At 67.2% G+C, this 21,248-nt stretch carries 15 protein-coding genes; 8 read left to right on the forward strand and 7 right to left on the reverse strand.

All coding sequences use genetic code 11. The annotated features are described in order from the left end of the window. Positions 1–32: 32 nt before the first annotated feature. The 6 genes from L5G32_RS03050 to L5G32_RS03075 all read right to left on the reverse strand — a co-directional run bounded on the left by L5G32_RS03050 (position 33) and on the right by L5G32_RS03075 (position 7,849). On the reverse strand, positions 33–2,585 hold the full coding sequence (locus tag L5G32_RS03050) for an ABC transporter permease (RefSeq protein WP_237009522.1): 2,553 nt from the start codon (positions 2,583–2,585) through the stop codon (positions 33–35). Positions 2,586–2,602: 17 nt separating this feature from the next. Beyond that, entirely contained in the window at positions 2,603–3,388 is a 786-nt protein-coding gene (locus L5G32_RS03055; RefSeq protein ID WP_237009523.1) for an ABC transporter ATP-binding protein, read from the reverse strand. A 251-nt stretch (positions 3,389–3,639) separates the two neighbouring features. Continuing rightward, complete coding sequence (locus L5G32_RS03060; RefSeq protein WP_237009524.1) at positions 3,640–5,460, reverse strand: phosphoenolpyruvate carboxykinase (GTP); 1,821 nt, start codon at positions 5,458–5,460, stop codon at positions 3,640–3,642. Positions 5,461–5,574: 114 nt separating this feature from the next. Further along, complete coding sequence (locus L5G32_RS03065) at positions 5,575–5,904, reverse strand: DUF6802 family protein (RefSeq protein WP_237009525.1); 330 nt, start codon at positions 5,902–5,904, stop codon at positions 5,575–5,577. Between the two features lie 26 nt (positions 5,905–5,930). Next, entirely contained in the window at positions 5,931–7,106 is a 1,176-nt protein-coding gene (locus L5G32_RS03070) for a type 1 periplasmic-binding domain-containing protein (RefSeq protein ID WP_237009526.1), read from the reverse strand. Beyond that, a complete protein-coding gene (locus L5G32_RS03075; protein WP_237009527.1) occupies positions 7,103–7,849 on the reverse strand; it encodes a hypothetical protein in 747 nt (248 codons plus the stop codon). Before L5G32_RS03075 ends, L5G32_RS03070 begins: the two co-directional genes overlap by 4 nt. Before the next feature lie 30 nt (positions 7,850–7,879). Between L5G32_RS03075 and trmB the strand changes: the two genes are divergently transcribed. From trmB to L5G32_RS03100, 5 genes are all read left to right on the forward strand, one after another. Further along, positions 7,880–8,698, forward strand: a complete 819-nt coding sequence (gene trmB, locus L5G32_RS03080; RefSeq protein WP_372491623.1) for a tRNA (guanosine(46)-N7)-methyltransferase TrmB — start codon at positions 7,880–7,882, stop codon at positions 8,696–8,698. Then, positions 8,695–9,351 carry an NYN domain-containing protein gene (locus L5G32_RS03085; RefSeq protein ID WP_237009529.1) on the forward strand — a complete coding sequence of 219 codons (657 nt, stop codon included), beginning with the start codon at positions 8,695–8,697 and terminating at the stop codon, positions 9,349–9,351. Before trmB ends, L5G32_RS03085 begins: the two co-directional genes overlap by 4 nt. 116 nt (positions 9,352–9,467) lie before the next feature. Further along, complete coding sequence (locus L5G32_RS03090; protein WP_237009530.1) at positions 9,468–12,725, forward strand: MMPL family transporter; 3,258 nt, start codon at positions 9,468–9,470, stop codon at positions 12,723–12,725. Positions 12,726–12,745: 20 nt separating this feature from the next. Continuing rightward, positions 12,746–13,924 (forward strand): lysylphosphatidylglycerol synthase transmembrane domain-containing protein, encoded by a 1,179-nt coding sequence (locus L5G32_RS03095; protein ID WP_237009531.1) that lies wholly within the window; start codon positions 12,746–12,748, stop codon positions 13,922–13,924. Positions 13,925–13,960: 36 nt separating this feature from the next. Further along, positions 13,961–14,386, forward strand: a complete 426-nt coding sequence (locus L5G32_RS03100) for a DUF3054 domain-containing protein (protein ID WP_237009532.1) — start codon at positions 13,961–13,963, stop codon at positions 14,384–14,386. Between the two features lie 6 nt (positions 14,387–14,392). On the opposite strand, the gene L5G32_RS03105 is transcribed toward L5G32_RS03100, so the two are convergent. Beyond that, positions 14,393–15,994, reverse strand: a complete 1,602-nt coding sequence (locus L5G32_RS03105; protein ID WP_237009533.1) for an NTF2-like N-terminal transpeptidase domain-containing protein — start codon at positions 15,992–15,994, stop codon at positions 14,393–14,395. Positions 15,995–16,169: 175 nt separating this feature from the next. On the opposite strand from L5G32_RS03105, the gene L5G32_RS03110 reads away from it, so the two are divergent. The 3 genes from L5G32_RS03110 (at position 16,170) to L5G32_RS03120 (ending at position 21,245) form a co-directional block, all read left to right on the forward strand. Then, entirely contained in the window at positions 16,170–16,892 is a 723-nt protein-coding gene (locus L5G32_RS03110) for a pirin family protein (RefSeq protein WP_237009534.1), read from the forward strand. Between the two features lie 79 nt (positions 16,893–16,971). Beyond that, a complete protein-coding gene (locus tag L5G32_RS03115; protein WP_237009535.1) occupies positions 16,972–18,951 on the forward strand; it encodes a M13 family metallopeptidase in 1,980 nt (659 codons plus the stop codon). 254 nt (positions 18,952–19,205) lie between these two features. Further along, positions 19,206–21,245 (forward strand): MMPL family transporter, encoded by a 2,040-nt coding sequence (locus L5G32_RS03120; protein ID WP_237009536.1) that lies wholly within the window; start codon positions 19,206–19,208, stop codon positions 21,243–21,245. Positions 21,246–21,248: the final 3 nt, after the last annotated feature.

Raw genomic sequence — 21,248 nt, forward strand, 5'->3', positions numbered from 1 at the left:
GTCGCGATCGCCCGACCTGTCCAGTCGAGCTGTCACGATTCTACGATCGCCTCCAGCGGCCGAGTCCGGGCAGCGGTGATCGCAGGCCACAGCGACGCGACCACACCGACCACCGCGGCTCCGACGAGCGTCCCACCGATCAGCCCCCACGGAATGACGACCCCTTCGAGTCCCCAGTAGGCCAGAGTCCGGACGAGCGGGATCGCGATCGCCAGCCCCAGGACCACACCGAGCAACGCTCCGAACACGGCGATGTACGTCGACTCCAAATAGATGGAGCGGCGGACCTGCGACCGGGCCATACCGACGGCGCGCAGCATGCCGATCTCCTTCTTGCGCTCCACCACCGACAAGGCGAGCGTGTTGACGATGCCGAGGACGGCGATCGCCAACGACAACGCGAGCAGCGCATACAAGGTCACCAGCATCTGGTCGATGGTGGACGACACCGTGCTCTTGAACTCTTCTCGGTCCTGGATCTGGACGACGAGATACTGCTTCGTCACATCCTCGATCTGGGTGCGCAACTCGTCGGCGTCGACGCCGGGCTTGCCCTTGATCCAGATGGGTGAGGCCTGTCGCATCGACTCGACCGGCACCAGTTTCAGATAGGCGTCCTTGCCGACGATCCGCGGTCCGACCACTTCGCTGTCCTCGTACACGCCGGTGATCGTGACGGGCACTGCGTCGCCGGTCGGTGCGGTCAGTGTGATCTTCTGGCCGAGCTTCCACCCCTGATCACGTGCGGTCGACTCGTCGATCGCGAGGCCGTCGCCCGGCACGTCGATGCTGCCTTGGACAGCGTTGACGACGGCGACGTCGTTGAGCGATCCGCCGAGCGCAGCCGTCATCCAGACGGGTTTGTCGTCGACCTTCGCGGTCGCCACTGCCTGACTGATGACGACCCCGGCGTCGGGGACCTTCGCGCGGACCGTGTCGGCGACGCCGATCGGCAACGGCCCGTTGTTGGTCGACGACATGATGAAGTCAGCGGTCACGCCCTTGTCCACGGCGCTGTTCACGGTCCCCTTGAACGAGGTGCCGATGGTGCCGATGACGACGACGAGCATCAGCCCGAGAGTCAACGCGAACGCAGTGGCCGCCGAACGGCGCGGATTGCGGACCGCGTTGGTGTGGGCGAGCTTGCCGACGGTCCCGAACGGCTTGGCGAAGAGCGCCCCGAGCGCGCCGACGAACGGCTGCGACAAGGCCGGCGCGCCCAGCACCACAGCGACCACCGCGAGGACCGCACCGAGGCCCACGATCAACGCGCGTGCGGTGCCTTCGCCGAGCCCGCCGATCACCAGGGCGAGGACGCCCAGCACGCCCAGGATCGCTGCCACGAGCGTCCGCTTGCGCAGGGAGCCCGCTCCGGGTTCCACGGTGCTCGACCGCATGGCTTCGACCGGCGGGATGCGCGATGCACGACGCGCCGGTATCCACGCGCTGAGCATGGTGACGACGACGCCCACGAACAGTGCGGCGATGACTGCCGTCGCACCGATCTGAATGCCGTTGGACGGCAGCCCCTGCGACTCGGTGAACGCGAGCAGGAGCGCCGCCACACCGATACCGAGGCCGAGGCCGACGAGCCCGCCGATCACGCCGACGATCGACGCCTCCAACAGCACCGACCGCGACACGTCCTTCCGGCTCGCGCCGATCGCGCGGAGCAGCGCCAACTCCTTGTTTCGCTGGGCGACGATCATCGAGAAGGTGTTGTAGATGATGAACGTTCCGACGAGCAGCCCGATCGCAGCGAAGGCGAGGAACACCGCCTGAATGATCGTGAGGAACTGATCGATCTGGGACTTCTGGTCTTCCCGCACCTGGTCGCCCGTGCGGACCTGGTACAGGTCGTCGACGGTCTTCGCGTCGCCGAGCGCGCCGTGGACGGCGTCCCGCAACTGGGTGTCCGAGACGCCGGGCTTAGCGGTCATGTCGACGACCGAGACGTACTCGCCGTCGGAGAAGTACTGGTTCGCAGTGTCCTTGTCGAACGCGATGCCGACGAAGCCGCCAGTGGACGTCGGCATGTCGGAGAGTCCGACGACCGTCACCTGCAGGGGATCGGAGATTCCGGTTCCGAGCACGACTGTCGTCGTCGATCCGACATGCAGACCGGCCTTGTCGGCCGCGTCCTTGTTGATCAGGATCTCGCCCTCTTTCGCCGGCGCCCGACCGTCGACGACGGTGTTCGAGTCGCCGATGCCCTGGTCCGGTGGCAGATACGCCGACGCGACGCTCGGCGCCCCACCGGTCTGGATCGCCTTGCCCGACGAGTCGGCGACGGTGACGGGACCGCTGACGTTCTCGACGATGCGGTCGATGCCCAGCTGGTCCTTCTGTTTCCGGAGCTGGTCGACGACGTCGACGGGCACGCCCGGCGACTGCGAGTCGGCAGCCGTCACCTCGACGGCGACGCCGCGCGCAGCGTTGTCGAAGATCGAGTTGAACGCCGACGAGACCGTCGACGTGAAGATGAGCGCCGCTGCGACGAAACTCGTGCCGAGCACCACGGAGAAGACGGTGAGGACGAGCCGAAGCTTATGTGAGGAGAGACTGCGGACAGAGACTTTCCGCATCACCGAGGACGCCATGATCACTGCTGCCCGGTAGTCGCGGAGCCGGGCGCTGCGTCGTCGAGGTGCTTCATGACCTCGAAGACGTCGTCGGCGGTCGGCCTACGCAATTCGCGGACCAGCGCGCCGTCGGCCAGGAACACGACCCGGTCGGCGTAGGCCGCCGCGCGCGGGTCGTGGGTGACGATGACGACGGTCTGCCCGAACTCGTCGGTCGCCGCACGCAAAATGTCCAGGACCTCCCCGGACGAGCGGGAGTCGAGGTTGCCGGTCGGCTCGTCGCCGAAAATGATGTCTGGTCGTCCGACGAGGGCGCGGGCACACGCGACGCGTTGCTGCTGGCCGCCGGATAATTCGCTCGGACGGTGGCTCAACCGGTCTTTGATGCCGAGCCTGCCGATCACTGTGTCGAACCATTCGCGGTCGACGTCGCGGCCCGCGATGCCCTGAGGGAGCGTGATGTTCTCCTCCGCGGTCAGCGTCGGCACCAGGTTGAACGCTTGGAACACGAAGCCGATGCGGTCGCGCCGCAGCTTGGTCATCTCCTTGTCGGACAATCCGGCCAGTTCGACGGACCCGATGCGCACCGTCCCCTCCGTCGCGGTGTCCAGACCGGCCAGGCAATGCATGAGCGTCGACTTGCCCGAACCCGACGGCCCCATGATCGCGGTGAACTCGCCCGTCTGGAACCCGATGCTCACGCCACGCAGCGCATGGACGACGGTGTCGCCCGATCCGTACGTCTTGACCACGCCCTCGGCGCGTGCGGCGAACTGCTCATCCTGGGCAACGGCTGCGTGTGTCATACGTCAAGAGTTCCAAACACTGGGGCGAAGCGCTATCCGGAATCTCCCTGAGGACGATCGTGATTCACATGCGGGTACCTCCCCGCCGCTGATCTGCCCTGTTCAGGGCGACCGTTCGCCAGACGATACGGACGAACTGTGTTGTGAGACAACGGTGCGAAACGGCAGTGAAATAGAACGAGCGGAGCCGAGAAGATCTCGACTCCGCTCGATCAACAGAGGTACCGCTCGATCAGCAAGTTGCCGCTGAATCAGCTCAGGCGCTCGCGGAGGCCGTCGAGCTCGTTGCGGAGCGCGGTCGGCAGCTTGTCGCCGACGAAGGAGAACCACTCCTCGATGCTCGGCAGCTCGTCGCGCCACTCGTCGGTGTCCACGGCGAGCGCCTCGGCGAGGTCGTCGACCGATACGTCCAGCCCGGTCAGGTCAAGCTCTTCGGGCTTGGCGACGATGCCGATCGGCGTCTCGACACCCTCGACACGACCCTCGATGCGGTCGACCATCCACTTGAGGACGCGGCTGTTCTCGCCGAATCCCGGCCACAGGAAGCGGCCGTCGGCTCCGCGGCGGAACCAGTTGACGTAGAACACGGCTGGCAGTTCGGCGCCGTTGCGGCGACCGATGTTCAGCCAGTGCTCGAAGTAGTCGCCGACGTGGTAGCCGAGGAACGGCAGCATCGCCATCGGGTCGCGGCGAGTGGTGCCGACCTTGCCCTCTGCGGCAGCGGTCTGCTCCGAACCGACCGTCGCACCCATGAAGACGGCGTGCTCCCAGTCGCGGGCCTGCGTGACCAGCGGAACCGTCGTCTTGCGACGTCCACCGAACAGGATCGCCGAGATCGGCACGCCCTGCGGATCGTCCCACTCGGGAGCGAGCGTCGGGCACTGCGACATCGGGGTGCAGTACCGCGAGTTCGGATGCGCGGCCTTGGTGTCCGAGTCCGGCGTCCAGTCGTTGCCGAGCCAGTCGACGAGGTGGTCGGGCGCCTCGCCGATGCCCTCCCACCAGACGTCGCCGTCGTCGGTACGGGCGACGTTCGTGTACAGGGTGTTGCCAGCCTCGATGGTCTGCATCGCGGTCGGGTTCGAGTCCATGCCCGTCCCCGGTGCGACACCGAAGAAGCCGAACTCGGGGTTCACGGCGTACAGGCGACCGTCCTGGCCGTAGCGCATCCAGGCGATGTCGTCGCCGACGGTCTCGGCGCGCCACCCCGGCAGGGTCGGCAGGATCATCGCGAGGTTGGTCTTACCGCAGGCCGACGGGAACGCGGCCGCGATGTAGTAGACCTTCTCCTCGGGCGAGATCAGCTTGAGGATCAGCATGTGCTCGGCCAGCCAGCCCTCGTCGTGCGCCATCGCCGACGCGATGCGCAGCGCGTAGCACTTCTTGCCCAGCAGCGCGTTGCCGCCGTAGCCCGAGCCGTACGACCAGATCACGCGATCTTCGGGGAACTGGACGATGTACTTTTCTGGGTTGCACGGCCACGGCACGTCTTCCTGGCCTGGCTCGAGGGGAGCGCCGACGGAGTGCAGTGCCCGCACGAAGAAACCGTCGGTTCCGAGGGTTTCGAGGACCTTCGGGCCGACGCGGGTCATGACGCGCATCGACATGACGACGTACGCCGAGTCGGTGATCTCCACGCCCAGCTTCGGATCGTCCGAGCCGAGCGGTCCCATGCAGAACGGGACGACGTACATGGTGCGACCACGCATGCAGCCGCGGTACAGCTCGGTCATCGTCGTGCGCATCTCTTCCGGGTCGACCCAGTTGTTGGTCGGTCCGGCTGCTTCCTCGGTCTTGGAGCAGATGAAGGTGCGCGACTCGACACGGGCGACGTCGGCGGGATCGGAGAGTGCCAGGAACGAGTTCGGCTTCTTGTCGTCGTTCAGCTTCACCATGGTGCCGGCCTCGACGAGCTCACCGGACAGGCGAGTCCACTCTTCGTCACTACCGTCCGACCAGACCACCTTGTCGGGCTGCGTGAGTTCGGCGACCTCGGCCACCCATTCCAGCAGTCCGGCGTGTGTCGTCGGGGCGTTTCCGGGTTCGAGGCCCGGAATGGTCGCAGCGGTCATGCGGATCTCCTCAGTAACGGCAATGCCCACGCCAGTAGTTCCGTCCAGGCGCAGTTGACGTCGAGGATACGCGTTGTACACAGCACTTCGGCACTCGGTTGGGCGAGGAATTCGTCACGGTAGGCGGCCGAGTGACGTGGGTCTCCATGGGAGCGGTTCGTCGCATTCATCCGAGACGGTGACTCGACCGGCCGTGTCCAGCCGTGTCATTCGGTCTACCCGGCCGTCTCCGTCGGTGTCCGTGAGGATCACCGGGTCGCCCGCGGCCTCCGTCGTTATCGAGTCGGGGACGCCGTCGGCGTCGGCATCGAGTTCGGCGGGGCCGAGGTCCCACAATTGTCCGTCGTCGTAGATCCAGAGGTCGTCGCCCGCGTGCGCGGCCGCAGACGATCCAGCGTCGGCGACGTCGCCGTCCGCGGATTCGATGCCGAACCAGTCCTCCATCGTGCCTTCCGTGAGCCTCTATAAGGTTAGACGTTCCGCGCGGGCGTTCGGTTCCATGCTTCTCGCCCCACGGCGGCTTCGACGTCGCTCAACTGTGCGGCCAACCGGTGCTCCAACGCAGTCCGCCGCAAGGTCACGGTGTCCGCCGTCCACCGCCGCAGCGCGGTGCGGGTCGAGGCCGTCCGACGCACGCCGACGATCCAGGCGGCCACCGCGAGTCCCGTCAGCGCGGTGAGCGCCGTCCCCGTCCATCCCAGACCGGCCCATTGCGCCATCGGCGAGACGAGAACCCGCCCGGCGCCGAACCCGGCAGTGACTCCGAACAGCAGCATCACCGCGTCCTCCGCATTGGGACGTCGTTCCGGCGGCGGTGCGACCGCCCCACTGGTGCGCGCCCTCACGTGCGGACTCGACGGTCTCGGACCGCCGATCTCCGGCGAGCCGAGGGCCGCCACGGCGCGCACCCGGTCGAGTCGCTCGGCGAGCAGCGCATCCGCAGCGACGTCGACGGCCGCCATCGCGTCGCTCAGCCACTGCGTGTACTCGTCGACATCGCGGCGGCGCACTCTCGCGCACTCCCGATCGGCGGTGACGGCGAGTCCCTGGATGCTCTCGCGAGCCGCGGTGACCACATCCGCGCGTGCCGCACTGACGCCCGCGCGGACCCCGGTCAACCGGTCGGCGCGGGACGGTCCGACGGGCGGCCGTCTCATTGCGCCTCCAGCGCACCGCGTCGTGCCGAGTGTGACGACCTCGGTCGGTGGGCGCACCGGCGTCGACTCCCCAGGTTCGACGCCGGCGAACCAGCGCCGCACATCGTCGAGACCGCCGCCGGTCTCGACCGAGACGGCGAACAGTGCGAGGCGACGGTCCGGATCGAGGATCACCCGAGCGCGCGCCACGAGGTCGGGCCAGTCCGGGTACCGGTCCACCCGGGTGGCCACGAGCGCAGTCGACACCCCGCGATCGGCGAGGTCGGCCAGCAGGTCGCGTTCTTCGGCGCCCGGCTCGCACGAGAGATCGAGCGCGACGACGACGCATCGCCCCGCAGCGTCCCTTTCTCTCGCAGTGCCCCTGTCTCGCACAGTGCCCCAGCCTGACGAGGTTCCGCCGAGGGCGGCTGCGAGACCGTCAGGATCAGCGCCGACCACACCCACAACGTGCACGCAGGCATCCCCGCCGTCGCCGGCCCACTCACTCATGGGTGCACCCCCACGAGCGCCTGTTCGGCGCCCTCGCGTGCCGCCCCGCGCGCAGCGAGCAGTCGCAGATCCGCGCACAGTCGGCGATCCCGCAGCGACGCGACTTCCCCGGACACCGCGCGGACGGCATCGGCGACGGCGTCGATCCCGCTCGCGTCGTGCAGCCTCGTCGCGATGTCGGCACCCGACAGCTGTGGCTCTGCGGCCAACCAGTCCTGCGCCGCCGCGACCCCGCGGATTCCGTAACTCCTCACGACGTCGTCGCCGGGTTCGGCGGCGCGCAGCACGGCGAGCGCTGACGGGCCGACCGTCGCCGACGCCCAGAGCGCGGACACCGGAACGACCGGACGGCCGAGGACATCGGCTGCCGCGGCGGCCTCGGCTCGGGAGTCGTCGCGGACATCGGCCTTGCCCGCGACGACGATCAGCGGCGTCTGCGCGCTACACGCGCGGACGTCGCATCTGCGTGCTCCGGAGCCGATCACGCGGACGAGGAGGTCAGCCCCGCCCGGCGGGTCCGCGTCGCCGATCACCGTGCAGCACAGTCGAAACCGTGACCGCAAGGCGGCCGCCACGGTGTGCGCGCCAACGCCTGGATGCCCGCTGACAGCTACCGCGAGCGGCGCCATACGCCGCCGTCTGGCCGCCGCGAACGTCTGGTGTTCCCCCATCTGGACGCCTCCCCCGAGAGTCGAACCCGACGCTACCCGCCGCCGATGGCCGACGGCGCCGGTTGCAGACATCCGGGTGTCGGTTGTGGATAACGGCCCGACGTGCGACACCATGGAGCGGTGAACAACGACGAGAACCCCGTCGACGAGCCGTCCGCCAGCCGCGACAACTCGCGTCTGTACCCACGCGTCACGAGCTTCCGCTTCCGCCGCGGTTCGCTGACCACCGGTCAGCGGCGCAACTGGGAGACGCTGTGGCCGACGCTCGGCCGCGATCTGCAGACCGGGCAGGACGCCGCCGACGACGAGCCTCCGCTCGACCAGACGCAGTGGTTCGGCCGGAAGGCTCCGCTGGTAATCGAAGTCGGCAGCGGCACCGGTATCTCCACGGCTGCGATGGCCGAAGCCGAGCCCGACGTCGACGTGGTGGCCGTCGAGGTTTACCAGCCGGGTCTCGCCCAACTCGTCGGCCTCGTCGATCGCGGCGGCCTCGAGAACGTCCGCATGATCCGCGGCGACGCGACCGTCGTGTTCAGTGAACTCGTGGCGTCGAACAGCCTGACCGGTGTCCGCGTGTTCTTCCCGGACCCGTGGCCCAAGACGCGCCACCACAAACGTCGGTTCCTGCAGTCGGGGACGATCGAGTTGATCGCCGACCGACTGGCCCCCGGCGGCGTGCTGCACATCGCGACCGACCACGCCGATTACGCGCTGTGGATCGCCGAACTGCTCGCCACCCAGCATCCGGACCGAGCTCACGTGGTGCCGTTGACCTTCGATTCGCCCATCCTGTTGGAGCGGCCGACGACTAAGTTCGAAGGGCGAGCCCAGGTAGAAGGCCGCGAGGTCAACGAGTTCGTCTACGTTAAGCCGTACCCGCGCGTCCAGGCGAGCGGTCAAAGCCAGGAGGACCCCTCATGACCGCCCCCGAGTTCGCCGAATCGATCACCGGAACCAGCCCGACGCGGCGCGTCCTCCTCGTCTGGGACGCCCCCAACATGGACATGGGGCTCGGCAGCCTCCTCGGCGGCCGTCCCACCGCCGCGCACCGTCCCCGCTTCGACGCGCTCGGTCGCTGGGTACTCCAACGGACCGCCGCGATCGGGGCAGCGACCCACGCCGACGTCGAGCCCGAGGCGACGGTGTTCACGAACATCGCGCCCGGAAGCGCCGATGTCGTTCGACCGTGGGTCGAGGCCCTGCGAAACGTCGGTTACGCCGTCTTCGCGAAGCCCAAGCTGACCGACGACAGCGACGTCGACGAAGACATGCTCAACCACCTCGAGGTGCGACGACATTCTCCCGGCCTCGCCGGTGTGATCGTCGCCTCCGCAGACGGGCAAGCGTTCCGGGAGCCGCTGCTGGAGATCGCCGCCGAAGGCGTCCCGGTCACGGTGATCGGTTTCCGGGAGCACGCGAGTTGGGCACTCGCCGCCGATGAACTGGAGTTTGTCGACCTCGAGGACATCGCCAGCGTGTTCCGGGAGCCCCTCCCGCGCATCAGTCTCGACTCGCTGCCCGACGACGGCGCATGGCTCACCCCGTTCCGTCCGCTCAGTGCACTCCTCAAGTGAAGATGAGAGTCACGTACCGAAACCTGAGCGTTTCGCCCCTGGTAGTAGCCGCATTCTCTCAGGTGTAGCTGAGACAATCGCACTTTCGAGTGTTCGCGAGAAGGAAGGAAGCCGGCGTGTTCGGATCCATCGGCTCATTCGTGTACCGAATGCGCTACGCCGTCATCGCTGTGCTGATCGCACTGATGGGCGGCCTCGGTCTGTACGGCATGGACCTGTCGAAACACCTGTCGCAGAGCGGTTGGTTCGATCCCCAGTCCGAGTCCGTGACCGGCTCGGTCGTCGCCGACGAGGCCCTCGGTCGCGACCACAAGTCCGACGTCATCCTGCTGATCACGCCACCCGAGGGCACGTCGATCGACGACGAGGCCTTCGGACAGAAGATGCTCAAGCTGACCGACGACTTGATCGCCGAGCACCCGGACGTCGTCAGCCGTGAAGTCGACGACGACCACGCAGGCCTGATCAGCCCGTTCGATTCCGCCGACAACGGTGCCAGCCAGATCGCGGCCGATCAGAAACGCGACCGGATGTGGACCGACGACCGTCGGCACGGATTCATCTCGATCGGTGTCAACGGCAACGACGACACCACGATCCTCAAGAACTACAAGTCGATCGAACCGTTCTTCGACGGTCTCGACGAACGCTACGAACTGCCTGGCACACAATTCGAACTCGCCGGCCTGCAGCCGATCGCGAGCGCGATGAGCGACGGCATGGACGCGGACATCCACCGCGCCGAGGTCATCGCGCTGCCGGTGGTCGCGATCATGCTGCTGTTCGTGTTCGGCGGCGTCGTCGCCGCGATCCTCCCGGTCTTCATCGGCGGTCTGACGATCGCCGGTTCGCTCGGCATCACCAAGCTGATCGCGCAGGCCACCGAGCTCAACATCTTCGCTCAGTCCGTCATCACCCTGATCGGTCTCGGTATCGCGATCGACTACGGGCTGTTCGTGGTCAGTCGCTTCCGTGAGGAATTGGCCGAGGGGTACACGCCGAAGGCCGCCATCCGAAGAACCGTGATGACGTCGGGCCAGACCGTCGTCTTCTCGGCGACCATCATCGTCGCCGCGCTGGCCTGTCTGCTGATGTTCCCGCAGGCGTTCCTCAAATCCGTGGCGTACGGCGCCATCGCGTCCGTCGGGCTCGCCGCGATCCTGTCGATCACGGTCCTGCCTGCGATTCTGGCGATCCTCGGCCGTCGCGTCGACGCGTTGAGTCTGCCGTTCCTGAACCGCACCAAGACCCGGGAAGAGGTCGAGGCCGGGTTCTGGGGCAAGCTCGCGTCCTGGGTGATGAAGCATCCGCTCAAGACGGCGATCCCGACCGTCCTGCTCCTGCTCGCGTTGATCATCCCGTTCGGCAACATCGCGTTCACCGGGCTCAGCGAGAAGCTTCTGCCGCCGGACAACCAGAACCGTATCGCTCAGCAGCACTTCGACGAACTGTTCCCGACGGAGCGCACCGAAGAGCTGAAACTCGTCGTCGTCTACGACCAGAACGGCGACGACGTCGCGACCAAACTGCAGTCCATCGCCGACGAGGCGAACACGATCCCCGGCTTCACCAAACCGTTCTCGCCCGACGCCGACGGCGGCGCGCTCGACGGGATCTACGGCAACGAGCAGAACGGGCTCGGCGTCACCCAGATGTCGGCAGGCCTGCAGAACCGCGACGACGCCCCCGATGCCATCACATCGTTGCGCGACATCGACACCCAGGGCTTGCGCATGTACGTCGCAGGCACTCCAGCCCTCACCCAGGACTCCATCGACGGCTTGATGACCAAGCTGCCGTATATGGCGATCCTGCTGGTATTGGTGTCCGGACTCCTGATGTTCCTCGCGTTCGGGTCGGTGATCCTGCCGATCAAGGCCGCGTTGATGACGGCTCTCGGCCTCGGTTCCACTCTCGGCATCTTGACGTGGATCTTCATCGACGGGCACGGCTCGTCGATCGCCAATTTCACGCCCGGCCCGCTGTTCGCGCCGATCCTCGTGCTGATCATCGCGATCATCTACGGGCTGTCGACCGACTACGAGATATTCCTGCTCTCTCGCATGGTCGAGGCCAGACAGAACGGCGCGTCGACGACGGAGGCCATCCGCGTCGGCACCGCCAACACGGGCCGAATCATCACCGCTGCCGCGGCGATCCTCGTCGTCGTCACCGGAGCCTTCGGTCTATCGGACATCGTGATGATGAAGTACATCGCGTACGGCATGATCGCGGCGCTGATCCTCGACGCCACCGTGATCCGCATGCTACTTGTGCCTGCCGTCATGAAACTGCTCGGCGACGACTGTTGGTGGTCGCCGCGCTGGATGCAGCGTCTGCAGCAGAAGATCGGACTCGGCGAGACCACCCTCGGCGACGAGCCGGATGAGAAGGAGAACAGCACGTTCGCGACCCTCGGCGCGTCGTCCGGCGGCGTGGTGGCCGCAGCGGAGGCTCCGACGACGTCGATGAAGCGCATCAGCGAACGGCCGGTCGCCGGGCGTGCCGAGCCCACTGGCGCGCGCCGCGCGCTCAGTCGTCGCGACGAAGGCTCTGACGTCGACGCGAGCGACACGCACGGTACCGAGAGCACGCTGGACGAGCTAATCTCCGACGACGCGCCTGCCAAGGGCCCGGAGACCGCTGCGAAGCCCGCGGCGAAGGCCGTCCCGAGGACAGCGGCACCCAAACCTGCTGCACCTAAACCTGCTGGGCCTAAGCCTGCCGCTGGGGCTAATGCCGCCCGACCACGGACTGCCGCACCGGCGCCCGCGCAGGCGTCGACCAAGCGTAAGAGCGACGGCCCGGACACCGGTTCCTGGCGACTCGGGGCAGGCGGTGTCCGCCAGACCTCCCGTGACCTGCGGCCGCGACCGCAGCAACGAGCGGGAGCACCGGTCGAGACACCCGACTCATCGGGTCGGGTCGCCCCCGCACAACAACCCGTGCGTCCGCAGCGTCCGACGTCGCAACCGCTGCCCGCGCAACGTCCCACGCCCGCGCAGCGCGCCACCGGGTCACCGGCCCCACGCGGACCGCAGCCGAGGCCCACAGCTCCCCAGCCTCGCCCCCGGCAGGCGCCGCCGACGCCCCAGACGCCGGCACCGCCCACGTCGGGTCGGCGGCCTGCCCCGGAGTCTCAATCCGGACCGCCCCGATCTGGACCGCCCCGATCTGGGACACCCCAGACCGGGACACCGCAGACTGGGACACCGCAGACTGGGACACCGCAGCCCGCTTCGGACAACGACGAACAGTCAGCCGAGTCGCGGTCGGCCCGCGAACTGCGGCCGGACCGCGGGAACGAAGGCAACCAGATCAGCGTTCAGGAACTCCTGCGTCGCAGTCGGGGTCATCAGTCAGATGAGGATTGACCGCCCGTAGGGTGTACGTCATGCCCGACGACGCTGACGCCACGGCCGACGCCCCCGATTCGCCGTCGGGCAAGCGTCGGCCGTGGCGTCTCTGGCTTCGGTGGGGCGCGATCGTCGTCGTCATCGTCGTCCTCGGCGTGGAGGGCTATTTCGTCTGGCCCAAACTGCGGGACACGTGGGAGCACATCGGCGAGCTCCGCTGGGAGTGGGTGCTCGCCTGTATCGTCGCCGCTGGCCTGTCGATGGACAGTTACGCGCAGGTGCAACGGGCTCTCATGCGCTCGGCAGGCGTCAAAGTCAGTCAAGCGGAGTCACTCGCGGTCATCCTCGCCTCCAATTCGGTGTCGCAGACCATGCCCGGCGGCCAGGTTCTCTCCCCCGCGTTCGTCTACCGGGAGAGTCGCAAGTGGGGCGCCACGCCGGTCATCGCGTCCTGGCAGGTCGTCATGTCGGGTCTGCTCGCGGGTGCAGGCCTGGCCGTGCTCGGTCTGGGTGGCGCGCTGCTCGCCGGAGCCAAGACCAGCCCCTTCTCGGTGATCTTCAGCATCGCAGGCTTCCTCGTGTTCGCCATCGCCGTCCAATACCTGGCCAGTCACCCGCAGATGCTCGAGAACGCAGGTCTCCGCGTCCTCGGCTGGGTCAACAACGTCAGGGACAAGGCGGCCGACCACGGGACGGCTCGACTCAAACAGATCATCGAACAGTTGGAAGCCGTCCAGCTGAACCGGCGCGACGGCGCGATCGCGTTCGGGTGGAGTTTCTTCAACTGGGTCGCCGACGTCGCCTGCCTCGCGTTCGCGTGCTACGCCGTCGAGGCCCATCCGTCATTCGCCGGCCTCATGGTCGCCTACGCTGCGGGAAAGGCGGTCGGCACGGCGATCCCGCTGCTGCCCGGCGGCATCGGCGTCGTCGACATCACCATTCAGTTGGCGCTCACCTCGGCAGGCATGCCCGCGGGCCTCGCCCTCACCGCGGTCCTCATCTACCGCGTCGTCAGCTACATCCTCGTCGCCGTTGTCGGCTGGGTCGTGATCGCAGTGCGCTACCGCGGGGCGTTCAAGTCGGACGTCACGCTCGACAAGGAGATGGCCGACGACCGCGCCCGCATCGCCAGGGAGGACGACGGGCCGTCGACGGCGACGGCGACGGACGCCACCGATACCGACGGCGACCCGAATGACGGTCGCTCACCCGCGTGAGATCGGCGCGCCCCATGCTCCGACTACCGTGGAGACATGACCTCCCGTGACACGACCGCATCGCACCGGACCCCAGCGCACCGGACTTCCGTCGGAATCGTCGCACTGGCCGCCGTCGCCGACATCGTCGCGATCTGTGTATTCGTCGCTATCGGTCGGCGCAACCACGACGAAGCGGGGACGGTCAGTGGATTCCTGACGACTGGATGGCCGTTCCTGGTCGGAGCCTTCTTCGGATGGTGCGTCACCGTCGTCGCGACGGGCAGGCGGTTCGCTCCGGGACGGCTGCTGCCGGCCGGCGCAGTCGTATGGGTGTCGACTGTCGTCGTCGGGATGGTTCTCCGAGTGTTCGCCGATCAGGGGACCGCGACGTCGTTCATCGTCGTCGCATCCGTCGCCACCGGGATACTGCTCCTCGGCTGGCGTTCGATCGCGGCTCTCGTCGCACGGCGCAGGTCGTGAACCGCGCTAGCTGCTGTTCAACACCTTGAAGTACTTCTGCGCCACTTGGAGGGCCGCAGTGCCCGAGGTCTCGCCTTCGCAGTAGATCACGATGACCCTGCCGCCCTGCAGGCCGACGAACCAGCCGGGCCCCTGCGGACCGTTGGTTCCGACGAGGGCGCGCAGCCCCGGAGCTCCGGTCAGGTCGCTCGCGTCACCGGTTTTCGCGATGGCCGCCATCGATCGCAGGATCTCGCGTGCCACCTCCGGTTCGAAATGCTCGAGCTTGCCGTCGGTGACCTTCGTCGTCGCGCCCTTGATGATGTACGGGGCCACGGCGTCGGTCGCACCGTCCGACGCCCGCGACAACGCGACGCCGAGCGCCCCCATGTTCAACATGGTCGACTTGTAGTCGTTCGGTTTGAAGCTGGCGCCCGACACCTTCGGTTTGGTCGTCGCCGTACGCGGAAGGCTCACGCCCGGCGCGGTGAACTTAACTCCGAGGCCGAACCGGTAGAGCATGTCGTTAGCGGCGCCGGAGTCGCCCTTGGAAGCGCGGTCGACCGCCTCGAACACCGGATCGAGCGTCGACCCGGTGGCGTAGGCGGCACCTGCCTCCACGTCACTTCGCGTGGCGGCGTCGTTCCTGGCCATGGCGAGAATGCCGCCCGTTGACGCGTCGAACGTCATCACCGTCGCAGGCTGCGCCACTTCGACGACGGTGTTGCGGAGCACCAACTGTTGATTCTGATCGACGGTGGTCGGGATGTCCTCGGCCGGCGGCCCCTGTTTGCCTGCCAATCGCTTCGGCCGGGTTCCCGGCGTCACGAGTTGAACCTGCCAGCCTGCGGTCGCGTCGCGCACCGCGGTCCAATAGTTGGTCAGACCTCTCTCTAGCGGGCTCGACAGTCGGCGGTCGTCCATCACCAGTTTGCCGACGGGGCTGATTGTTACGCCGGTGATCTTCTCCGGCTCGGACGCAAGCATCTTCATATCCGACTCGCGCACCGTCACGGCGACGACGGAACGGCCGTCGGCCTCGTCGACCTTCTTGCCAATCACCGATGCCGTGACGAGCGGCGCGATCGGCTCGATGGCGTCGGCCAGCGCGGAGATCGCCGCGCCGGACTTACGGCCTGCGGCTTTCGGATCGAAGGTGATCTCGTTGACGGGCACCATCTTCATGAACGTCTTGCCGGTGCGGCTGTCGACGGTGGGCGCAGGCGTCGCGTCGGTGCGGACCTTCTGCAGCCGTGATCCTGCCGGCATGTTCTGGTAGACGAGTCCGGGCTCCCACTGGACCTTCCACCCGCTCGACAACTCGCGTGCCGTGCCGGACGTGCTGGTCTCGAACGATCCCTGGCCCGGCCATTCCCACGTGGTCGTCATGGTGAACGACGCCGTGCCGTCGCTGTACTCGACCGGCTTGTTGACGGTGGTCTCGATCGTCTTGGCGCCCATTCCCGCGAACGTCGCACTGAGTGTCTCGGCAGCGGGAGCAGGCGCAGTCGTCAGCCCGGACGCCGCGTCGACGTCCTGGGCCTCGATCGCGCCCGCGAAGCTGCCGACGATTCCGGCCACGTCGGTGTCGTCCCCCGACCCACACCCCGTGACCATCGTCAGTGTCACGGCAGCGACTATCGCCGCCGCAGCACTGTTTCCCCTCCACACCATGACACCAATTTTCACTCTTTTCACATGCGTTTCACCGCACTGGACCTCACATTACCGAATCGTTCTGGTCACGATCGCGCATCGCCGCCGTCTGCACGGCCGAACGAGGCCCTGTCCGCATAATAGAGGTATGTCTTCGATGATTCTGCGCGCCACCGATCGTGTCGCCACCGAGACACCATGGTTGACCTCGTCGCACAGCTTCTCCTTCGGTGACCACTACGACCCGACTAACACCCACCACGGCGTCCTGATGGTGCACAACGAGGACACCATCGCCACCGGGCAGGGCTTCGACACCCACCCGCACGCCGAGACCGAGATCCTCACCTGGGTCCTGTCCGGATCGCTCGTCCACCAGGACTCCGAAGGAAACTCCGGCCTCATTCACCCCGGACTCGCCCAGCGCATGAGCGCGGGGACCGGCGTCCTGCACTCCGAACGCAACGACCACGCCACCTCGACCGACCCGGTCCACCTGATCCAGATGTGGGTGTGGCCCGACGAGAACGGACTCGACCCCAGCTATGAGCAACGGGACGTCACCGCCGACCTGACACCCGGCTCCCTCGTGCCGATCGCGTCGGGCGATCGCGCCCACGACTCCGCGATCCGCATCGCCAATTCGGGTGCCACTCTGTACGCGGTCCGACTCAACGCCGGAGGCGCGGCCACGGTCCCCACCGGCCGCTTCACTCATCTGTTCGTCACCGCCGGAGCCGTCACCGTCGACGGCGATCGTCTCGACACTGCAGACGCCCTGCGCGCCACCGATTTCGGCGGTTCGACGATCACCGCGACCACCGACTCCGAAGTCCTGATCTGGTCGATGTCCAAGCGCCTCGGCGAATAGCGCCTCTTCGCTGGTCGAGCGGAGTCGAGACCCTCGCTGACCGAAGGGTCGAGACCCTTCCACACCGAGACCGTGCACTATGGAGTGTGTGACTACCGAACAGATCTCAGGACTGGACCTGGAATGGGTCGACCCCGCGGTGCGCGTCGCCGACGACCTCTTCACCCACGTGAACGGCAAGTGGCTCGAGTCGCACACGATTCCAGGTGACCGCAGCATCGACGGAGCCTTCCACGTGCTGCGCGACAATGCGGAAGCCGACGTCCGCGCGATCGTCGAGGAGTGCGCGGAGAAGCCGACTGACGCGACGTCGACGATGATCGGCGACCTGTACGCATCGTTCATGGACACCGAACGGATCGAAGACCTCGGACTCGAAGCGGTCCGCGACTATCTGACGGCGATAGCGACCATCGCCTCGAGCACCGACCTGTCCCGCACGCTCGGCTCCCTCCAGCGAGTCGGCGTCCGCGGCTTGTTCGGCTTCTACGTCGACACGGATGCCCGCCGATCCGACCGCTACCTCGTCCACGTCGGCCAGGGCGGTCTGGGGCTGCCCGACGAGTCGTACTACCGCGAGGAGAACCACGCCGAGACGCTGACCGCGTACCGCAAGCACGTGGCCGCGATGTTCAAATTGGCAGGCATCGACTCTCCCGAGGACGCGGCGGCGACTGTCGTCGACCTGGAGACGCAGATCGCCGGCCATCACTGGGACGTCGTGCGCCGTCGCGACGCCGAGGCAACCTACAACCTGCGGACCCTCGCCGAGTTCACCGACGGTACGACTGGGTTCGACGTCGCCGCATGGCTGACCGGCGTCGACGCTCCGAGCGACGAGACCTTCGCCGAGATCATCGTCGGCCAGCCGTCGTTCTTCAGCGGAGTCGGCGAGCTCGTCGCGTCGCGCCCCCTCGACGAGTGGAAGACCTGGCTGCAGTGGAAGCTGCTGAACTCGGTGGCGCCCTACCTGTCGAGTGCGTTCGTCGACGAGAACTTCGCGTTCTACGGGACCACGCTGACCGGGGCCGAGGAGATCCGCGACCGGTGGAAGCGCGGTGTGGGCTTCGTCGAGTCGGCTGCCGGTTTCGCGGTCGGTGAACTTTATGTCGCGAAACATTTTCCGCCTGCGGCGAAGGCCCGCATGGACGAGCTGATCGCGAACCTCGTCGAGGCGTACCGCCGCAACATCTCCGACCTCGACTGGATGACGCCCGCCACGCGGGAACGCGCATTGGCCAAGCTCGACAAGTTCACGCCGAAGATCGGCTACCCGGCGAAGTGGGTCGACTATTCGACGCTGCAGGCCGACCGTGACGATCTGATCGGGAACCTGCGTCGCGCATCGTCGTTCGACACGTCGCGGGAACTGGCCAAGATCGGCGGACCGGTGGACCGGGACGAATGGTTCATGACTCCGCAGACCGTCAACGCCTACTACAACCCGGGCATGAACGAGATCGTCTTTCCCGCCGCGATCCTGCAGGCGCCGTTCTTCGATCCCGCCGCCGACGACGCCGCGAACTACGGCGGCATCGGTGCAGTGATCGGGCACGAGATCGGGCACGGCTTCGACGATCAGGGCGCCAAGTACGACGGCGACGGCAACCTCGTCGACTGGTGGACCGACGACGACCGCGCCGAGTTCAGCAAGCGCACCACCGCCCTCGCAGCCCAGTACGACCAGTTCACCCCCGACGGGCTGGACGAGAAGTACAAGGTCAACGGCGAGTTCACGCTCGGCGAGAACATCGGCGATCTCGGCGGGCTGTCGATCGCACTGGTCGCCTACCGCATCGCGACCGAGGGCTCGGGCGAACCTCCGGTCATCGACGACCTCACCGGCGAGCAGCGGGTGTTCTTCAGTTGGGCGCAGATCTGGCGGACCAAGACGCGCGACGCCGAGTCGATCCGCCGTCTGTCGATCGACCCGCACAGCCCGCCCGAGTTCCGCTGCAACGGCGTGGTCCGCAACGTCGACTCGTTCTATTCGGCGTTCGACGTCACCCCCGGCGACGCCCTCTACCTCGACCCCGCCGAGCGGGTGCACATCTGGTAGTCGCCGCCGGTCGAGGCCTGTCCCGTTGGTCGAGGCCTGTCCCGTTGGTCGAGCGAAGTCGAGACCCAGCCACAAACGATCTCGACTCCGCTCGATCAACGTGGGGGCAGGCTCGATCAACGTGGGGGCAGGCTCGGTCAACGTGGGGGCAGGCTCGGTCAACGTGAGGGCAGGCTCGATCAACGTGGGTACGGCTCGATCGGCGTGAGTAGGACTCGTTTAGCGCGGGCTCGTCGTACTGGTAGACAGTCACCATGGCCTCGCGCAGGGTTTTTCGCATCGTCGTTCCGGCTGTCGCTCTGCTCGTCTGGCTGGTGATCGCCGGAGTCACCGGGCCGCTCGCGGGCCAACTGAGCCAAGTGTCCACCGACGACGCGAGCTCGTTTCTGCCGTCGTCGGCCGAATCGACTCAGGTCCAGGAACTGCTGCATGCGTTCACCGACACCGAGTACTTTCCGGCGATCGTCGTGGCCGAGCGCGCAGACGGGTGGACCGATGCTGACTCGACCTACCTGTCCGACGCTCTCGCGCCGCTGCAGGGGACCGATGGATTCGCGCCACGGTTCTCGCCTCCCCTGGTCTCCGACGACCACCAGGCAGCTCAGCTGATCGTTCCGGTCTCCACCGACGGAAAACCGTCCGACGCTGTCGAACGACTGCAGGACGCTCTCGCCGAACCACCGCCCGGAGTGCGCACCTCGCTGACAGGTCCGGCAGTGCAGTCCGCCGACATGTCCGCAGCGTTCGCCGGAATCGACGGCATCCTGCTGCTGGTTGCCGGAATCCTCGTCCTGATCATCCTCGTGCTCGTGTACCGATCGCCGATCCTGCCGATCGTCGTGCTCCTGTCGGCGGTGTTCGGCCTCGCACTCGCCTCGGGAATCGTGTACGCCCTCGCCGACAGCGGTGCGCTCGAACTCAACGGACAGAGTCAGGGGATCCTGTTCATCCTCGTCTTCGGCGCCGCCACCGACTACGCGTTGCTGCTGGTCGCGCGGTACCGCGAGCAACTCACCACCGACGACGATCCGCGTCGAGCCCTGGTGACCGCATGGCGCGCAACTCTGCCGCCGATCGCCGCGTCGGCGGGCACTGTGATCCTCGGCGTGCTCTGCCTGCTGTTCTCCGACCTCAACTCGAACCGCAGCCTGGGGCCGGTCGCGGCGATCGGCGTCGCGGCGTCGCTACTGGTGTCGGTGACCTTCCTCCCCGCGGCACTCGCGCTGCTCGGTCGGACCGCATTCTGGCCCCGCCGTCCGACGACCGACGACACAGGCCAACCGCATCCGCTGTGGAAGCGCGTCGCCGACGTCGTCGCGGCCAAGCCCCGGCGCACGTGGGCGGCGACACTCGTGGTCCTGGTGATCGGCGCGGCGTTCGCTCCGATGTTCCGCGCCGACGGCGTCGCGACGACCGACTTCTTCCTCGGCGACGCCGACTCCGTCACCGGCGCGCAGTTGCACGACGCTCATTTCGACGCAGGCTCCGGCTCGCCGACCTGGATCGTCACGCCCGCAGGCAACGCAGACCGAACTACGTCCGCCGTCCGGCAGGTATCGGGTGTCGCTTCCGCCCAGGTCCTCGTCGAGGACGGCGCGCCGGTCGTTCGCGATGGTCGCGCCGCCGTAGAAGTGGTCCTCGCGGACGACCCGGACTCACTCACCGCGCAAGACACGGTCGTCGCGATCCGAGACGCCGTCGGCGGTCACGACACCCTGGTCGGCGGTCCGACCGCCCTCGACCTCGACACCCTGGTCACCGCGCGCCACGACCGGAACCTCGTGATCCCACTCGTCCTGATCGTCGTGCTGGCGGTGTTGATCCTGCTGCTGCGATCGATCGTGGCCCCGCTGCTGCTACTCGGGACCACCGTGCTGTCGTTCGCGACCACGCTCGGGGTCGGCGCTCTCCTGTTCAACGGCCCGTTCGGATTCCCCGGCGCGGATCCGGTCGTGCCCCTGTTCGCATTCGTGTTCCTCGTCGCTCTCGGCGTCGACTACAACATCTTCCTGATGACCCGAGCCCGCGAAGAGACGCGACGTCTCGGGACGCGCGCCGGCATGCTGTCGGCGCTGACCAGCACCGGCGGAGTGATCAGCGCTGCGGGCATCGTCCTCGCAGCGACATTCGCAGCGCTCGCGGTTATCCCGTTGCTGTTCCTCGCTCAGGTGGCGTTCCTGGTCGCGTTCGGTGTCCTCGTTGACACGCTGATCGTGCGATCACTCCTGGTCCCGGCGGTCACAGTCGACGTCGGACGACGGATCTGGTTCCCGTCGAAGCTGTCGAAGGATTGACGC

Source organism: Gordonia zhenghanii, from assembly GCF_021738965.1.
In the GTDB taxonomy this organism is placed as follows: domain Bacteria; phylum Actinomycetota; class Actinomycetes; order Mycobacteriales; family Mycobacteriaceae; genus Gordonia; species Gordonia zhenghanii.